We start from the raw sequence: 14,850 nt of genomic DNA on the forward strand, positions 1-14,850 counted from the left end.
GTGGCTGCTTCCGAACGAAGCCGGCCAAAGGAACTTTGTTGAAGCCAAGGGAACAAACCTTTTGCCGAAAAGTTCGGGTCGCCAAGATTACCTGTCTGAGGAGTGGTCGTGAAACGGATATTGGTTACAGGGGGCTGCGGCTTCATTGGCCGGCATGTCGCCCAGGAACTCATCGAGCAGGATTATTCGGTTCGCATTTTGGATGTGCTGCTGGAGCAGGTGCACGCAGGCGAAACAGTCGCCCTTCCCGCCGGGGCCGAGCTGATCAAGGGCGACATTCGGGACCGGGAGGCGGTCGCCAAGGCGCTGGAAGGCGTTGACGCGGTCATTCATCTGGCCGCGGAAGTCGGCGTCGGACAGTCGATGTACGAGATCGCGCGCTATGTCGGCACCAACGATCTCGGCACCGCGACGCTGCTCGAGGCGCTGATCAAACACCCGGTCGAGCGCATTGTCGTCGCCTCATCGATGAGTGTCTATGGCGAGGGCCTCTATGCTACATCGGACGGCCGGCGCATCGACAATGCCCGGCGCAAGGCGAGCGACATCAAAAACGGGCAATGGAATCCGCTGTCGCCGGAAGGCGAGCCCCTCTCCCCCCTGCCGACGGACGAGGAAAAGCCGGTCGATCTCGCCTCTATTTATGCACTGACGAAATACGCCCAGGAACGCGCCGTGCTGATCTTCGGCGAAGCCTATGGCATCGATGCGGTCGCGCTGCGCCTGTTCAACGTCTTCGGCGCCGGCCAGGCGTTATCGAACCCCTATACCGGCGTGTTGGCCAATTTTGCTTCGCGTCTCGCCAACGGCCAACGTCCAATGATCTTCGAGGATGGCGAACAGAAACGCGATTTCGTCCATGTGGATGACGTCGCCCGCGCCTTTCGTCTTGCGCTGCAGCAACGCCAGGCAAGGGGTCACGTCATCAACATCGGCAGCGGCCGAGCCTATGCTATCAGCGACGTCGCGCGGGTACTTGCCGAGGCCATGGGAACGCCGGACCGCTCGCCAGAGTTGCTCGGCAAGGCGCGCTCCGGGGATATCCGCAACTGCTTCGCCGATATTTCCAAGGCCCGTGAGCTGCTCGGTTTCGAGCCGAGGCAACAACTGGAGAATTCCCTCGCCGATTTCGTTTCCTGGGTGCGCAACTCGTCCGCCATCGACCGCGGCGCCGACATGAAACGCGAGCTTGAAGAACGTGGGCTGGTGTCATGAATACGCGCAATCGACGCGACGCGCCCGTCGCCATTGTCGGCGGCAGCGGCTTCATAGGATCGAACCTGGCCGACAGCCTGTTGTCGGATGGCGAGCCGGTGCTGGTGATCGACAATCTCAGCCGCCCCGGCGTCGAACAGAACCTTGAATGGCTGGTGCAGAAACACGGAAGCCGCCTCATGGTCGAAACGATTGACGTGCGCGACGCCAACGCGCTTGCGCCCGTTCTGAAGAGTTCCAAGGCGATCTTCCACCTGGCCGCGCAAACCGCCGTCACAACGAGCCTGGTCCAACCGGACGAGGATTTCGACATCAACCTTCGAGGAACGTTCAATGTCCTCGAGGCGGCGCGGCTGAGCAGTGAGTTTGTTCCGGTGGTCTTCGCCAGCACCAACAAGGTCTATGGCAGCCTGCCCGACGTCGCGGTGCGCGAGGACGGCGATCGTTACCTGCCTTGCGACGGCATCATCCAAGCGAATGGCATCGACGAGACCCACGGCCTGGATTTCTGCACGCCCTATGGCTGCTCCAAAGGCGCGGCGGACCAATATGTGCTCGACTATGCCAAATCCTACGGCATGCCCACGGCGGTGCTGCGGATGAGCTGCATCTACGGGCCGCGCCAGTTCGGAACCGAGGATCAAGGCTGGGTCGCGCACTTCCTGCTGAGTGCGCTGACGGGACGTCCAATCACCATTTACGGCGACGGCAGACAAGTGCGCGATATACTGCATGTCTCCGATGCGGTCGCCGCCTACAGGGCCACGCTCGATCGTATCGAGACGACCAAAGGCCAGGCATTCAATCTTGGCGGCGGCCCCGATAATGCGATCAGCCTGCGCATGCTGTTGAGCGAGATCCGTAGCTTGACCGGCCGTGAGCTTTCGATCCGCCATGATGACGAACGCACCGGCGATCAGCCCTTCTTCGTCGCCGACACCCGCAAGATCAAAGCGATGCTTGGCTGGAAAGCTCGTGTTTCATGGCGCGAAGGCATTCGCGATCTCGCAGACTGGCTGCAACAACACCGGCTCCAGCCTCGCCCCGAAGTCGTGAGGTACGTCGCATGAAAATCGCCCTGGTAAACCCGTTCTGGACCTATGACGACAGCATCTATTTCGGCTGCCGCCAACCACATCTCCCGCTGGAACTCGGCTATTCGAAATCCCTCCTCGAAACAGCCGGCCATGAGGTGTTGATGCTGGATGGGCAATTGCAGAAGCTCGACAACTCGGACCTCTCCGAGCGTGTGGCTGATTTCGCGCCTGCAATGACGGTCGTCACTACCGCCCCGACTTATCTGTTCTGGCGCTGCGCACCACCCGAGTTGCGCGTGCCGGCCGATTTCCTCAACCGTCTCGCCGGGCGCGGTGGACGCACAGTCGCGGTCGGGCCGCATGGCTCGGCTACGCCCGCGCCAACCTTGCGCAAGCTTGGCGTCGACATTGTTGTGCGCGGCGAATGCGAGGAAATCGTCGCGGAACTTGCCCGGCGCGACGACTGGAGCGCGGTCCCCTCGACCGCTTACCTGCGCGACGCCAAGGTGGTTTTGAACGGCGGCGTCCACGCCAGCTCGTTTGTCGATCATCCGCCACTCCAATGGCCATCAGACTGGATCGCAGCCCATTCGCATCACCATCACAGGTTCGATGACAAGCAGGTTGGGTTCGGCGCGGAGGTCGAAGCATCGCGCGGCTGCCCCTACAATTGCAGCTTCTGCGCCAAGATCGATTTCCGCGATGCCTATCGCCGCCGCAACCACGAGGCGGTCATAGCGGAAATCGATCGGCTGATTGCCCAGGGCGTCGGCTACATTTATTTCATCGATGAAATCTTCCTGCCGCAAAAAGCGCTGTTGGAAGCGTTGATCCATCGCGACGTGAAGTTCGGTGTGCAGACCCGCATCGACCTTTGGAAGCCCGAGCTGCTGGAATTGCTTGGTGCGGCCGGCTGCGTCTCCATCGAGGCCGGTCTCGAAAGCCTGACCGTGGAAGGTCGTGCGATGCTGGCGAAGCGCTGCCGGCTGGGTACCGAGGAACTCGCCGCGCTGCTCGTCAATGCCAGGCGTCACGTTCCATTCGTACAGGCCAATCTGATCGGCGTCGTCGAGGATGACCCTGCCCTCGTCGATTACTGGCGAACGCACCTCATCGACAACGGCGTATGGGCCAATGAACCCGTACCGCTTTATCCATATCCGAGTTCGCCAAGCTATCGCGAGCTTTGGGGCGAACCCGACGACCTCGCCTGGGAGCGCGCCCATGATCACTATCTCGCATCATTCCAGAAGTTCAGCGATATCCAGGAAAGGCGCCCGCGTCCGCTGGCGGAACTGGAGGCGACATGTTGCGGACACTGACGCCGCGCTCGCGGCGCATCCTGATGACGGTCGATGCCGTGGGCGGCGTGTGGCGCTATGCGCTCGACCTGGCCAGGGAACTTGTCAACGGCGGCGATAGCGTAGTGCTTGCCGGTCTCGGTCCGCCACCGTCCAGGCACCAGGCCGACGAGGCGGAGGCTTTCGCGAAGCTGATCTGGCTGAACACGCCGCCGGATTGGATGACCCGCAACGGCGGTGATCTCGACGCGCTGCCGCGGGAGTTGCATGCGCCCATGCGCGACCACGCCATCGACCTTGTCCATTTCAACGCGCCTTCGCAGGCGGCGGGATTCGACGCGCCATGCCCGGTCGTGGTGGTCTCCCATTCCTGCGTGACGACCTGGTTCCATGCGGTCAGAGGACAGGCGGCGGATGGGGCATGGGCCTGGCAGAAGGAGCGCAACAGACGCGGCATGGATCGGGCCGACGCGGTCATCGCGCCGAGCCGCAGCCATGCCGACATGCTAGAGACCTGCTACGGCCCGATCGCGCGCTTGAGTGTGGTCACAAATGGTGCCCGTCCTCTGCCGAAGGCCGAAAAGCATCAACCGCTCGTGTTCGCTGCTGCCCGCTGGTGGGACGAGGGCAAAAATGCCGCGGTGGTCGACCAGGCGGCGTCCCTGACGCGATGGCCTCTGTTTGCCGCCGGGTCGACGAACGGCCCAAACGGCGAGCATGTCAGCTTCAGCCATGCTGTTCCTCTGGGAGCAGTGCCATCCGACGAGGCGCGTTCGTTGATGGCTCGCGCGGGTATTTTCGTATCGCCATCGCTCTACGAGCCATTCGGCCTGGCCGCGCTGGAAGCCGCCATGTCGGCTACGCCCCTGGTGCTTTCCGATATCGCCACCTATCGCGAACTATGGGACGGGGCCGCGATATTCTTTGACGCGCGCGATCCGCACGATCTCGCTGCCTGCCTCAACCGTCTCTCCAGCGATGCCGAGCTCCGGCGAGAGCTTGGCCAGGCAGCCATCCGACGCAGCCGCAGGTTTAGGCTGACAAAGCAGACAGCGGCTATGCGCGGCGTCTACGACAAAGCGGCCTTAGCGATGGCGGAGCGCTGATCATGCGCTTTGTGTTTTACACCCACTCGGTCGTTTCCGACTGGAACCATGGCAATGCCCATTTCCTGCGCGGCGTCATGCGAGAGCTGGTCCAGCGCCGGCATCAGACTATTGCGCTGGAGCCGGCGAATGGCTGGAGCCGGTCGAATCTGCTGGCTGAGAAGGGGTCGTTCGCCATCGAACGCTTCCGCAAGGATTTTCCCGAACTGATGCCGGTGACCTACGACGCCGGATTTGATCACGAAGCCTGGATTGCCGAGGCCGACGTTGTGATCGTTCATGAGTGGACGGATCCGGAGCTTGTCGCACGTATTGGCCGTGCCCGGGCCGCCGGCGGCAACTTCATCCTTCTTTTTCACGACACCCACCACCGGGCCGTGTCTGCGACCGAGGCACTCTCGGCGCTCCGGCTGGAGCACTATGACGGCGTTCTCGCCTTTGGCGAAACCTTGCGCGAGAGCTATCTGCGCGCCGGCTGGGGCAAGCGCGTCTTCACTTGGCATGAAGCGGCGGACGATCGCCTGTTCAAGCCGCACCCGGAGATCCACCCCACCTCCGATCTGGTCTGGATCGGCAACTGGGGCGATGATGAGCGGACCGCCGAACTCAAGGAGTTTCTGATCGAGCCGGTGCACGATCTCGGCCTTGATGCCGCTGTTCACGGCGTACGCTACCCCAAGACCGCACTTGCGGATCTGGCCACCGCAGGACTGCGCTATGAGGGGTGGATCGCCAATGCCGACGTGCCGAAGGCCTTCGCCGCGCATCGTGTCACCGTTCACGTTCCACGGCGCCCCTATCGCGAGAGGTTGCCCGGAATCCCGACGATCCGCATGTTCGAGGCACTCGCCTGCGGCATTCCGCTGATTTCAGCGCCATGGTCCGATGTCGAGCAGCTTTTCAGGCCCGGTGTCGACTTCCTGTTTGCCGAGAATGGCTCGCAAATGCGGCAACAGCTTCGGACGGTGTTGTCCGACGAGGACTTTGCGGCCTCCCTGGTGACCTCGGGTCTCGAGACCATCCGCTCGCGGCACACCTGCCGCCACCGCGTCGACGAGTTGCTCGGCGTGCTCACGCAATGCGCGAACCGACACACCGCCGTCCCGACAGCCGCAAAGGAAGCCGTCGCATGAAGATCGCATTCTATGGATCGAGCCTTTTGTCGTCCTACTGGAACGGTGCCGCGACGTACTATCGCGGTTTGCTCAAGGCACTTTCGCAATTGGGTTACGAGATCACGTTCTACGAACCCGATGTCTACGACCGGCAGAAGAACCGCGACATCGAAGCTCCCGACTGGTGCACTGTCGTCGTTTATGAGGCGACCCAGCATGCGCTGATGCAGGTCGCGGCACGTGCCGCCGGCGCCGACATCGTCGTCAAGGCGAGTGGCGTCGGTTTCGAAGACGAGGCGCTGCTTCGCGCCGTTCTCGACCACGCCCGCAGCGACGCGCTTGTCGTATTCTGGGACGTGGATGCGCCAGCCACGCTTGCCCAGTTGCGCGACGAGCCGGACCACCCGCTCCATCGTGCACTGCAGGAGATCGACCTCGTGCTGACCTATGGTGGCGGCGATCCCGTTGTCTGGGCCTATCGTGCCATGGGCGCCAAGGAGTGCGTGCCCATCTACAATGCGCTCGATCCCGAAACGCACCATCCGGTCGCCAGCAAAGCGCGTTTTGCCTGCGACCTGGCGTTCCTCGGAAACCGGCTGCCGGACCGTGAAGCGCGTGTCGAATCGTTTTTCCTCGATCCCGCCAGCCAGCTGCCGAAACAGCGTTTCCTGCTCGGCGGCTCGGGTTGGGGCGACAAGCCGCTCCCAACCAATGTCGGCTGGCTCGGCCATGTTGGCACCCGCGATCACAACGCCTTCAATGTCACGCCAAAAGCCGTGTTGAACATTAGCCGCGACAGCATGGCAGCCAACGGTTTTTCACCGGCCACGCGAGTGTTCGAGGCGGCTGGCGCCGGCGCCTGTCTCATCACGGATGCATGGCTGGGCGTGGAACTGTTCCTGAAACCAGGCGAGGAGATCCTGGTCGCGCGTGACGGCGGCGATGTCGCGGAGATAATGCGCTCGCTGACCCCCGGTCGGGCCAAGGCAATCGGCCAAGCCGCACTTCACCGCGTGCTGGCGGACCATACCTACGCGCTTCGGGCGGATGTGGCGGATGCCGTCTTCAAACGTCATTTCGAGCACGGGGCCGTGGAGGCAGCGGAATGACCAAGAAACTGGACATCGTCTTTCTCGGCCTGTCGCTGTCCTCATCCTGGGGAAACGGCCACGCCACGACTTTCCGGGGTCTTTTGAAAGGCTTGCACGGACTCGGTCACCGGGTGACTTTTCTGGAGCGCAACGTGCCGTGGTACGCCAATCACCGCGATCTGCGCGATCCGGAGTTCTGCGCCTTGCGCTACTACGAAACCACTGCGGAGCTGCAACGCGACTACGCACAGTGCCTGGAGCAGGCCGACATCATCGTCATCGGATCCTTTGTTCCAGAAGGACGCCAGGTCATCGACATCGTCGCCTCGCTTTGCAAGGGGCAGCTCTGCTTTTACGACATCGACACCCCGGTGACCCTGGCCAAGCTTTCAGCCGACGATTGCGATTATCTGAGTTCGCGGCAAATTCCGTATTTCGATGTCTATTTCTCCTTCACTGGCGGCCCAACGCTCAACCATCTGGCGCAAGACTTCGGCGCGCGCCATGCCGAACCTCTCTATTGTTCGGTCGATCCGGAACGGCATCACCCGACAGGAGATCCGATCCGCTGGGATCTCGGCTATCTCGGCACCTACAGCATGGACCGGCAGACAATGCTGAACGCTCTGCTGCTCGAGCCCGCACGGCATATGCCGAACCTCCGTTTCGTCGTGGCCGGCTCCCAATATCCATCCGACATCATCTGGCCGGACAATGTCGAACGCATCGAACATTTGCCGCCAGCCGATCACGCCGCGTTCTATAGCCGTCAGCGCTACACGCTGAATGTCACACGCAGTTCCATGATCACCGCAGGATGGTCGCCCAGCGTGCGCCTGTTCGAAGCGGCGGCTTGCGGCACGCCCATCGTCAGCGACCGCTGGCCAGGGCTCGACAGCTTCTTTCCCGCGTCGGCGATCCACACCGCCGCGGAGACGGACGATGTCATCGATATCCTCGTTGGCGAGTCCGAGCGCGCACGCCTGGCCATGGCCGGCCGGGCTCGCAAACTCGTCCTCGCTTCCCACACCGGCGCGGCCAGGGCTCGCGAATTCGTGGCGGCGCTGACCCAACCAAGGGCGACGGCCCTCGATCTCGACATTGGAAGTGCAGCATGAACGGCAGACAGGAGAAAACAGCGATGCGACAGACAAGAAAGGCGCACAGGGCAAAGACGGTGCTTGTTGCCGGCGGCGCGGGTTTCCTCGGTTCGCATCTTTGCGAAGTATTGCTCCGCAACGGCTGGCGCGTGATCTGCGTCGACAATTTTCTGACCGGGCGCATGGAAAACATCATCTCGATCATGGACCGGCCGGGTTTCCGGTTGATCGAGCAGGACATCTGCCGGCCACTGGATCTCGGCGAGCCCGTGGATCACATCTTCAACCTGGCCTGCGCCGCCTCACCGCCGCGTTATCAGGCGGACCCGATACACACCACGCGTACCTGCGTGATCGGAACCCTCAACCTGCTCGAACTCGCTGTCCGCAATGACGCGCGACTGCTGCAGGCCTCGACGAGCGAAGTGTATGGCGATCCGGAACAACACCCGCAAAGGGAGGATTACGTAGGTCATGTGAACTGCACCGGCCCACGCGCCTGCTACGACGAGGGAAAGCGCACCGCCGAAACGCTTTGCTTCGACTATCTAAGGGCCGCCAAGGCCGACGTCCGCGTCGCGCGCATCTTCAACACCTACGGTCCGAGAATGGATCCGGCCGACGGTCGCATCGTCTCGAATTTGATCATGCAGGCGCTCGAGAAGCGTCCGCTGACGATATTCGGCGACGGCCAGCAAACGCGATCCTTCTGCTATGTCTCCGACTTGATTGATGGATTGATGCGCCTGATGAACATCGACCCCAATCCGGGCAAGCCGGTCAATCTGGGCAATCCCGGAGAATTCACCATCGTGCGACTGGCGGCATTGGTGAAGGCGATGACCGGCACCAAGTCGGATCTGAAATTTCTGCCCCTGCCGCAAGACGATCCTCGGCGCAGGCAGCCTGATATTTCGCGTGCGAAAACGCTGCTCGGCTGGTCGCCGAGAGTGCCGCTCAACGAAGGGCTCAAGCTGACGATCGATTATTTCGCGGCGCTCGAAGGCACCGGCATCGGCGATCAGATGACAGGCCTTGCCAAAAGGAGACCCGCAGGCGGGCTGCAGAACCTTCCTGCATGACGTGGGCCGCGGCCGGACCTGCCCGGAGATCGTGCGGAACATCCATCCAACCTTGTAGTTTGGCGGGAGGGACCCGATACGGAGGATCATCCTCATGCAACCCAAGCGACCCGCGAAGGATGTCGACAAGATTGCCGAACGCGAGGCGGCTGCCTATCTCCGGCGCTCCTCGATCACCTATCTCGAGTGCTGCGTCAGCCTGATGATGACGCATCTGCAGCGCGAGGAAGTGGCCGCTATTCTCGAGCAGGAAGCAGACATGCTACGAAGGCTGGATTGATCGAAACGCTACACCTGACAGTCGTCCAGGAACCGTATCAGCCCCGCCCTGTATCGGTCTCCGGTCGCGGCCAGCCTTGCTTTTTCCTGGCCATTTTCGGATTGCGCAGCCGTGCTCCAGAGCCCGATTTGGAACGCCAAATAGCAGGGTTCGAAAAAATCGATGTGGCCATTGTCAATATCGAGCCCCATCCCCTCGACCAATGTCGTCACATCGCTGTCGGATAGTCCATATTCGACACGGGCGCCGGCAATGTCCCACTCTATCGGCTGGCAGCCAATCAAATCGTGTGCCCGGCAATGGTCGACGGCATCTGTCTTGAGCACCGTGCCGTCGGCACAAACGAGAAACTCCCACGCGTGAAGCTTTCCGTCGATTTCCACCCGCTGCAGAACATACGCAGGGGTTTTTTTCGAGAGCCAACGGCGCAACGTCGCCGCTCGGTTCTCGCCCAGGGCTTCAGATGTATTGGAAACAGCCATTTCCGCGAGTGCGAGCAATGATGCACCCGGTTCGCAGGTTCGGAGATTGAGCGCCCGCCAGGTTAGATAGCGCGCCAACTCCGCGACCAGCCTTCCTCTTGGCAGCGGCGCCTGGTCCATCGTGGTGCCGTCAATCCACCGTTCGACCAGAAAGCCGTGGCAAAGCCCGACCACTTGCGATCCGAACCCGGCTTTCCCCAACATTTCCGCGGCTCGTCTCTTACGCCGTCCGGTTTCGCCGAGGCCGGCGAATTTGACGAGCCAGCGACCACACCCCGCGGACGCCAGGAATTTACGCCGCTCGATGCCGCGCGGGCTCGGCGGCCAATGCTTTTCGTCGACGTAGTGGACGCTCCTCCATTCGCCACCAGACAGTTCGGTCAGGCGTAATTCGGGGCTGCCGACCGCCTCGGCCACCCATTCGCTAAGCGTGGGAATGTTCGAGCTTTCGGGGAAGGTGCATTCGAGCGCCGTCGCCACATGTTTCGGACAGCGCGACCATGTCTCCCTGGCCTCCCGTGACGCTTCGATGCCCGGGTTGCCAGGATGGCTGGGAAACAGGTGAATGCGGTCCATACCAATACCCAGTTCCCGCAGCCACGCGACGACGGCGTGCATCGAACTGCCGGACAGACCGGGACCTTCGTCTACAACGGCGAAGCGTGCCGATGGATTGTTCTTCCAGGAAGCGATCGAGCGCGGATCGGCATTGATGTGCCTGCGGAAAGGATGGCCGACCGGACGAACGCTGAACGGCGCCGGCGCGCCAATCGCGGCAGCCACTATGGCGGCAAGCCCCAGGCCGATGCTGCGGATGCCGATCACGCATGTGTTCGCATCGAGACCTGACTCCTGCGCCGCTCCCAAATAGCTTTCGGGATAAAGCGCGTAATGCGCGTAACCCTCGGCAGAACCGGTCAGAACCTCAGCCTCGCAATCCAACCCGTCCAGCAGTTGGAGAAGTCCTGGGTCGATGCCACCGCCCACGGCGAAACCGCTTCGCCACGACTTCGCCACCTCGGCCGCAAGACCAACCAGCAATCTCGCGCCTTGCTGTTGCCGCGGCGAAAAGATGTCGATGCCGCTGTTCTCGAAATCGACATCGGCAAGCGCGCGAACCAGTTCCGATACGCTGATGAATAGGCCGACCAACGCGGCATGGCGTCGGACGCCATGAGCCATGCGGTCCAGACTTTGAGCAATTTCGCTCGCAGCATCGCGAAGCCGTTCTGCGCTCTGCCTCCGCTTCTGGTCGCCGTAAACGATCATCGATCGGTTTTCCAATGCTTTGCCTTGCGGCAACGCAGCGAGCGCTGCTTCGATCCATGCTGTCTTGCGCAATTTTTCGGCAGGCCAAGGAACATTCCGGCACGCTGGTGGTTCGGCGGCAGGAACTTACCTTTGAACAGCATAGGGCGGCAGTTTCGTGGGATCGAAAAAGGTTCGTGTCGGTATCGTCGGGGTCGGCAATTGCGCATCCTCCCTGGTGCAGGGCCTCTCCTATTATCGTCACGCAAAAAGCAACGAACCAATCCCAGGGCTGATGCATGCCGACCTCGGCGGTTACCATGTCGACGACATCGAGATTGTCTGCGCATTCGACGTCGCCAGGAGCAAGGTTGGCCTCGACGTCGCTGAAGCAATCTACGCCGCCCCGAACAACACGTTCCGCTTTGCCGATGCGGCGGCAAACGGCGTTCGCGTCGAGCGCGGACCGACACTTGACGGCATCGGAAAATACTTGCGCGACGAAATCGAGGAGGCGCCGGAGCCGGTTGCCGACGTCAGCGAAATCCTGCGCAACAGCGGCGCCGACGTGCTGGTCTCTTACCTGCCGGTGGGCTCCGAGGAGGCGACGCGCTTCTACGCCGAATGCGCGCTTGAGGCCGGCTGCGCCTTCGTCAACTGCATACCCGTTTTCATCGCCTCACGTCCGGAATGGCGCCGGCGCTTCGAGCAGCGAGGGCTGCCGCTGGTCGGCGATGATATCAAGAGCCAGGTCGGGGCGACCATCGTTCACCGCCTGCTGGCCAATCTCTTCCGCGAGCGCGGCGTGCGCATCGATCGCACTTATCAGCTGAATTTCGGCGGCAACACCGACTTCCTCAACATGCTGGAACGCGAGCGGCTGGAATCAAAGAAAATTTCCAAGACCCAGTCCGTGGCCAGCCAGTTCGATGTTCCCCTGGAGCCGGGCAATATTCATGTCGGACCCAGCGACCACGTACCGTGGCTGACTGATCGCAAATGGGCCTATATCCGAGTGGAAGGGACGACCTTCGGCGGCGTGCCGCTCAACGCCGAGCTCAAGCTGGAAGTCTGGGATTCTCCAAATTCAGCCGGCGTGGTGATCGATGCGATACGCTGCGCCAAGCTTGCGCTCGATCGCGGCATAGCGGGAGCACTGACCGGTCCCTGCAGCTATTTCATGAAGTCGCCTCCCGAACAGTTCACCGACGCCGAAGCGCGGCAGCGCACGCTCGCTTTCATCGCCGGCAAGGACGAGCCTTTGCTGGATGCCGCGGAATGACGACAACGTTCTTTTTGATCCGTCATGCAGCGCACGACAATGTCGGCTCCTATCTTGCAGGACGGATGGATGGCGTTTGCCTTGGCGAGGCTGGGAAGGCGCAGGCCGCGCATCTTGGTGGCCGCATGGCCCGGGAGCCGATTGAAGCCATCTTGTGCAGCCCGCGTGAGCGTACGCAAGAGACGGCCGTGCCGATCGCGCTTGCCTGCGGCGTCGGTGAAATCGCGATCTGCGCCGAACTCGACGAGATCGATTTCGGCGATTGGTCGGGAAAGACCTTCGACGAGTTGAATGGCGATGCCGGTTGGCGGGCGTGGAACGACCAGCGGCAGGAGGCCAGGACACCGAGCGGCGAGACCATGCTGGATGTCCAGGAGCGGATCGTCGCACTGATGAACGCAGTGCGCGAGCGGCATCCGAATCAGTGTGTCGCCCTGGTCAGCCACGCCGACGTGATCAAAGCCGCCGTCTGCAAGGTGCTTGGCTTGCCGGTCGGCGACTGCTTCCGCTTCGACATCGATCCAGCCTCGATTACGACGATCGTGTCGGGTGACTGGGGCTCCAAGCTCCTGCGAATGAACGAAGCTGCCTGACGAGGACTTTCCGGATGCAGATGGTCATTTTCGGTCTCACCGTTACATCATCATGGGGCAACGGCCATGCCACGCTCTGGCGGGGACTGATCCGCGCCCTGGGTCGGCTGGGATGGTCCATCACCTTCTTCGAACGCGATACCCCCTACTATGCCGGGACGCGTGATCTCGATCGGCTCGATGGCGGCAACGTCGTCATTTATCCGGACTGGGAGGACATCCGTCGCGTTGCGGAGCGGGCAATGAAGCAAGCGGATGTCGTCGTCGTCACCTCCTACTGTGCCGACGCCGTGGAGGCCTCGCGGCTGGCGCAGCAGACAGGTCGCGGATTGCGTGTCTTCTACGATCTCGACACTCCGGTCACGCTTGCCCGCATCGAGCAAGGCGAGCGTCCGCCCTATTTCGGACCTGAGGGTCTCGCCGATTTCGACCTCGTTTTGAGTTACACCGGCGGCTCTGCGATCGAGGCGCTTAAGTCGGTTTTGGGCGCGCGTCACGTGGTGCCGCTCTATGGGCATGTCGATCCCGACCAACACCGGCCGGCAGAGAAGCGGGCGGAATTCGCCGGTGATCTGTCCTATCTCGGAACCTACGCGGCGGATCGCCAGGCCGGCGTCGAAAAGCTGCTGGTCCGCCCGGCCGCGCGCCTGCCTGACCACCGCTTCATCATTGGCGGCGCGCAATATCCGCAGGAATTCCCATGGAGCGACAATATCTTCTTTGTCAGGCATCTTCCGCCCGCCGATCATCCGGCTTTCTTCTCATCATCTCGCCTTACATTGAACGTCACCCGGGAGGCGATGGCGCAAAAGGGCTGGTGCCCGTCGGGACGGCTCTTCGAAGCGGCCGCGTGTGGGGCTGCCATCGTCACCGATGCATGGCCGGGCCTGGCCGAATTTTTCGAACCCGGCCGCGAAATCTTGTTGGCGCATGACACCGATGATGTGGTCGCCGCATTGCGATTGCCGGAGCGCGAGCTCGACGGCATTCGAAGGCGTGCCCGCGACCGGGTCTTGGGCGAACACACTTCCGCACGGCGCGCGGCGGAACTGGATCGCATCCTGAACGATGCCTTTCAAAGATCTCCCGGCGAACCGATGAGGGAAGCGGTCTGATGTTGGGCATCGTACCCGCTGCCGGGCGCGGCAGCCGCATTCAGCCGCTCGGCTTCTCGAAAGAGCTGCTGCCGGTCGGTAGCCGGATCGATGGACAGACCGAGCGTCCCTGCGCCGTGAGCGAGTATCTGGTACGGCGCATGGTGCAGGCCGGCGTCGACAAGATTTGCTTCATCATCGGATCGGGCAAATCCGACATCCTTGAATACTACGCCGCCGGCTACGGTGACGCGGCGGCTCTCTTCGTGGTGCAGCCGAACCCCGTCGGTCTGTGCGATGCGATCTTCCGGGCGGCGCCCCTCGTCGCGCCCGACGAGGTCGTCCTGGTCGGCCTTCCCGATACGATCTGGTTTCCCGAGGACGGTTTCCGCCATTTGCCCGACGATCAGCTCTCATTTCTGCTTTTCCCGGTGGATCAGCCGGAATTCTTCGACGCCGTCGTCACCGACGTCCACGAGCGCGTGATCGAAATCCAGGTCAAACGACAAGATGCCGCCACGAACTGGGTTTGGGGTGCGTTCAAGATGCCGGGCCATATCCTGCATCAGCTTGCGGCACTCTGGCGTGAGCGCGAGCGCAGTGACGAATATATCGGCACTTTGGTCAACGCCTATATTGCGGCCGGCGGTACAGCTTTTGGTGTCAGGGCTGGGTCGGACTATGTCGATGTCGGCACTTTCAACGGCTATCGAACAGCTCTGCGGTTGCTTGAAAACGACGCCCCATCCGCGCACCGCCGGCCCACCATGATCATGCCCGGCGCGCAGTCGCATGTACCCGTCGTTCCTGGCGAAGGAGCCTGA

General features: G+C 62.1%; 14 protein-coding genes. 13 read left to right on the forward strand and 1 reads right to left on the reverse strand.

The genetic code is table 11. The annotated features are described in order from the left end of the window. Positions 1-108 precede the first annotated feature (108 nt). From NKH22_RS08990 to NKH22_RS09030, 9 genes are all read left to right on the forward strand, one after another. Complete coding sequence (locus NKH22_RS08990) at positions 109-1,215, forward strand: NAD-dependent epimerase/dehydratase family protein (RefSeq protein ID WP_023681102.1); 1,107 nt, start codon at positions 109-111, stop codon at positions 1,213-1,215. Beyond that, a complete protein-coding gene (locus NKH22_RS08995) occupies positions 1,212-2,285 on the forward strand; it encodes a GDP-mannose 4,6-dehydratase (RefSeq protein WP_023833996.1) in 1,074 nt (357 codons plus the stop codon). Before NKH22_RS08990 ends, NKH22_RS08995 begins: the two co-directional genes overlap by 4 nt. Continuing rightward, positions 2,282-3,574 carry a TIGR04295 family B12-binding domain-containing radical SAM protein gene (locus tag NKH22_RS09000; protein ID WP_023833997.1) on the forward strand — a complete coding sequence of 431 codons (1,293 nt, stop codon included), beginning with the start codon at positions 2,282-2,284 and terminating at the stop codon, positions 3,572-3,574. The genes NKH22_RS08995 and NKH22_RS09000 overlap by 4 nt, the downstream gene beginning before the upstream one ends. Further along, positions 3,559-4,659, forward strand: a complete 1,101-nt coding sequence (locus NKH22_RS09005; protein ID WP_352909392.1) for a glycosyltransferase family 4 protein — start codon at positions 3,559-3,561, stop codon at positions 4,657-4,659. Before NKH22_RS09000 ends, NKH22_RS09005 begins: the two co-directional genes overlap by 16 nt. Positions 4,660-4,661: 2 nt before the next feature. Continuing rightward, positions 4,662-5,792, forward strand: coding sequence for a CgeB family protein (locus tag NKH22_RS09010; protein WP_023681098.1), 1,131 nt, complete (start codon positions 4,662-4,664; stop codon positions 5,790-5,792). Next, positions 5,789-6,883: a CgeB family protein gene (locus NKH22_RS09015; RefSeq protein WP_023667985.1), complete on the forward strand. Its 1,095-nt coding sequence runs from the start codon at positions 5,789-5,791 to the stop codon at positions 6,881-6,883. The genes NKH22_RS09010 and NKH22_RS09015 overlap by 4 nt, the downstream gene beginning before the upstream one ends. Continuing rightward, positions 6,880-7,983, forward strand: coding sequence for a CgeB family protein (locus tag NKH22_RS09020; RefSeq protein ID WP_023696370.1), 1,104 nt, complete (start codon positions 6,880-6,882; stop codon positions 7,981-7,983). The genes NKH22_RS09015 and NKH22_RS09020 overlap by 4 nt, the downstream gene beginning before the upstream one ends. A 23-nt stretch (positions 7,984-8,006) precedes the next feature. Further along, positions 8,007-9,047, forward strand: a complete 1,041-nt coding sequence (locus NKH22_RS09025; RefSeq protein WP_352909394.1) for a UDP-glucuronic acid decarboxylase family protein — start codon at positions 8,007-8,009, stop codon at positions 9,045-9,047. Positions 9,048-9,141: 94 nt separating this feature from the next. Beyond that, positions 9,142-9,327, forward strand: a complete 186-nt coding sequence (locus NKH22_RS09030) for a hypothetical protein (RefSeq protein WP_023667982.1) — start codon at positions 9,142-9,144, stop codon at positions 9,325-9,327. A gap of 8 nt (positions 9,328-9,335) precedes the next feature. Here the strand turns inward: NKH22_RS09030 and NKH22_RS09035 are convergent, their stop codons facing one another. Next, on the reverse strand, positions 9,336-11,150 hold the full coding sequence (locus NKH22_RS09035) for a hypothetical protein (RefSeq protein ID WP_352909396.1): 1,815 nt from the start codon (positions 11,148-11,150) through the stop codon (positions 9,336-9,338). Positions 11,151-11,235: 85 nt separating this feature from the next. Between NKH22_RS09035 and NKH22_RS09040 the strand changes: the two genes are divergently transcribed. From NKH22_RS09040 to NKH22_RS09055, 4 genes are read left to right on the forward strand one after another with little or no spacing between them, the layout of a single operon-like run. Then, positions 11,236-12,339 carry an inositol-3-phosphate synthase gene (locus NKH22_RS09040; RefSeq protein WP_023681094.1) on the forward strand — a complete coding sequence of 368 codons (1,104 nt, stop codon included), beginning with the start codon at positions 11,236-11,238 and terminating at the stop codon, positions 12,337-12,339. Then, a complete protein-coding gene (locus tag NKH22_RS09045; protein ID WP_023667978.1) occupies positions 12,336-12,932 on the forward strand; it encodes a histidine phosphatase family protein in 597 nt (198 codons plus the stop codon). Before NKH22_RS09040 ends, NKH22_RS09045 begins: the two co-directional genes overlap by 4 nt. 14 nt (positions 12,933-12,946) lie before the next feature. Next, the gene (locus NKH22_RS09050) at positions 12,947-14,047 is read left to right on the forward strand and encodes a CgeB family protein (RefSeq protein WP_023714676.1); all 1,101 of its coding nucleotides are present in this window, start codon (positions 12,947-12,949) and stop codon (positions 14,045-14,047) included. Further along, positions 14,047-14,850, forward strand: a complete 804-nt coding sequence (locus NKH22_RS09055; RefSeq protein WP_023725532.1) for a sugar phosphate nucleotidyltransferase — start codon at positions 14,047-14,049, stop codon at positions 14,848-14,850. The genes NKH22_RS09050 and NKH22_RS09055 overlap by 1 nt, the downstream gene beginning before the upstream one ends.

The organism is Mesorhizobium sp. M1252 (assembly GCF_040318265.1).
Taxonomy (GTDB): Bacteria; Pseudomonadota; Alphaproteobacteria; order Rhizobiales; family Rhizobiaceae; genus Mesorhizobium.

Bases quoted from the DNA above. Each gene is read 5' to 3' on its own strand.
- NKH22_RS09050 (WP_023714676.1), top strand. From the start codon at position 12,947: ATGCAGATGGTCATTTTCGGTCTCACCGTTACATCATCATGGGGCAAC.
- NKH22_RS09025 (WP_352909394.1), top strand. From the start codon at position 8,007: ATGCGACAGACAAGAAAGGCGCACAGGGCAAAGACGGTGCTTGTTGCC.
- NKH22_RS09030 (WP_023667982.1), top strand. From the start codon at position 9,142: ATGCAACCCAAGCGACCCGCGAAGGATGTCGACAAGATTGCCGAACGC.
- NKH22_RS09045 (WP_023667978.1), top strand. From the start codon at position 12,336: ATGACGACAACGTTCTTTTTGATCCGTCATGCAGCGCACGACAATGTC.
- NKH22_RS09020 (WP_023696370.1), top strand. From the start codon at position 6,880: ATGACCAAGAAACTGGACATCGTCTTTCTCGGCCTGTCGCTGTCCTCA.
- NKH22_RS09055 (WP_023725532.1), top strand. From the start codon at position 14,047: ATGTTGGGCATCGTACCCGCTGCCGGGCGCGGCAGCCGCATTCAGCCG.
- NKH22_RS09010 (WP_023681098.1), top strand. From the start codon at position 4,662: ATGCGCTTTGTGTTTTACACCCACTCGGTCGTTTCCGACTGGAACCAT.
- NKH22_RS08995 (WP_023833996.1), top strand. From the start codon at position 1,212: ATGAATACGCGCAATCGACGCGACGCGCCCGTCGCCATTGTCGGCGGC.
- NKH22_RS09015 (WP_023667985.1), top strand. From the start codon at position 5,789: ATGAAGATCGCATTCTATGGATCGAGCCTTTTGTCGTCCTACTGGAAC.
- NKH22_RS09005 (WP_352909392.1), top strand. From the start codon at position 3,559: ATGTTGCGGACACTGACGCCGCGCTCGCGGCGCATCCTGATGACGGTC.
- NKH22_RS09000 (WP_023833997.1), top strand. From the start codon at position 2,282: ATGAAAATCGCCCTGGTAAACCCGTTCTGGACCTATGACGACAGCATC.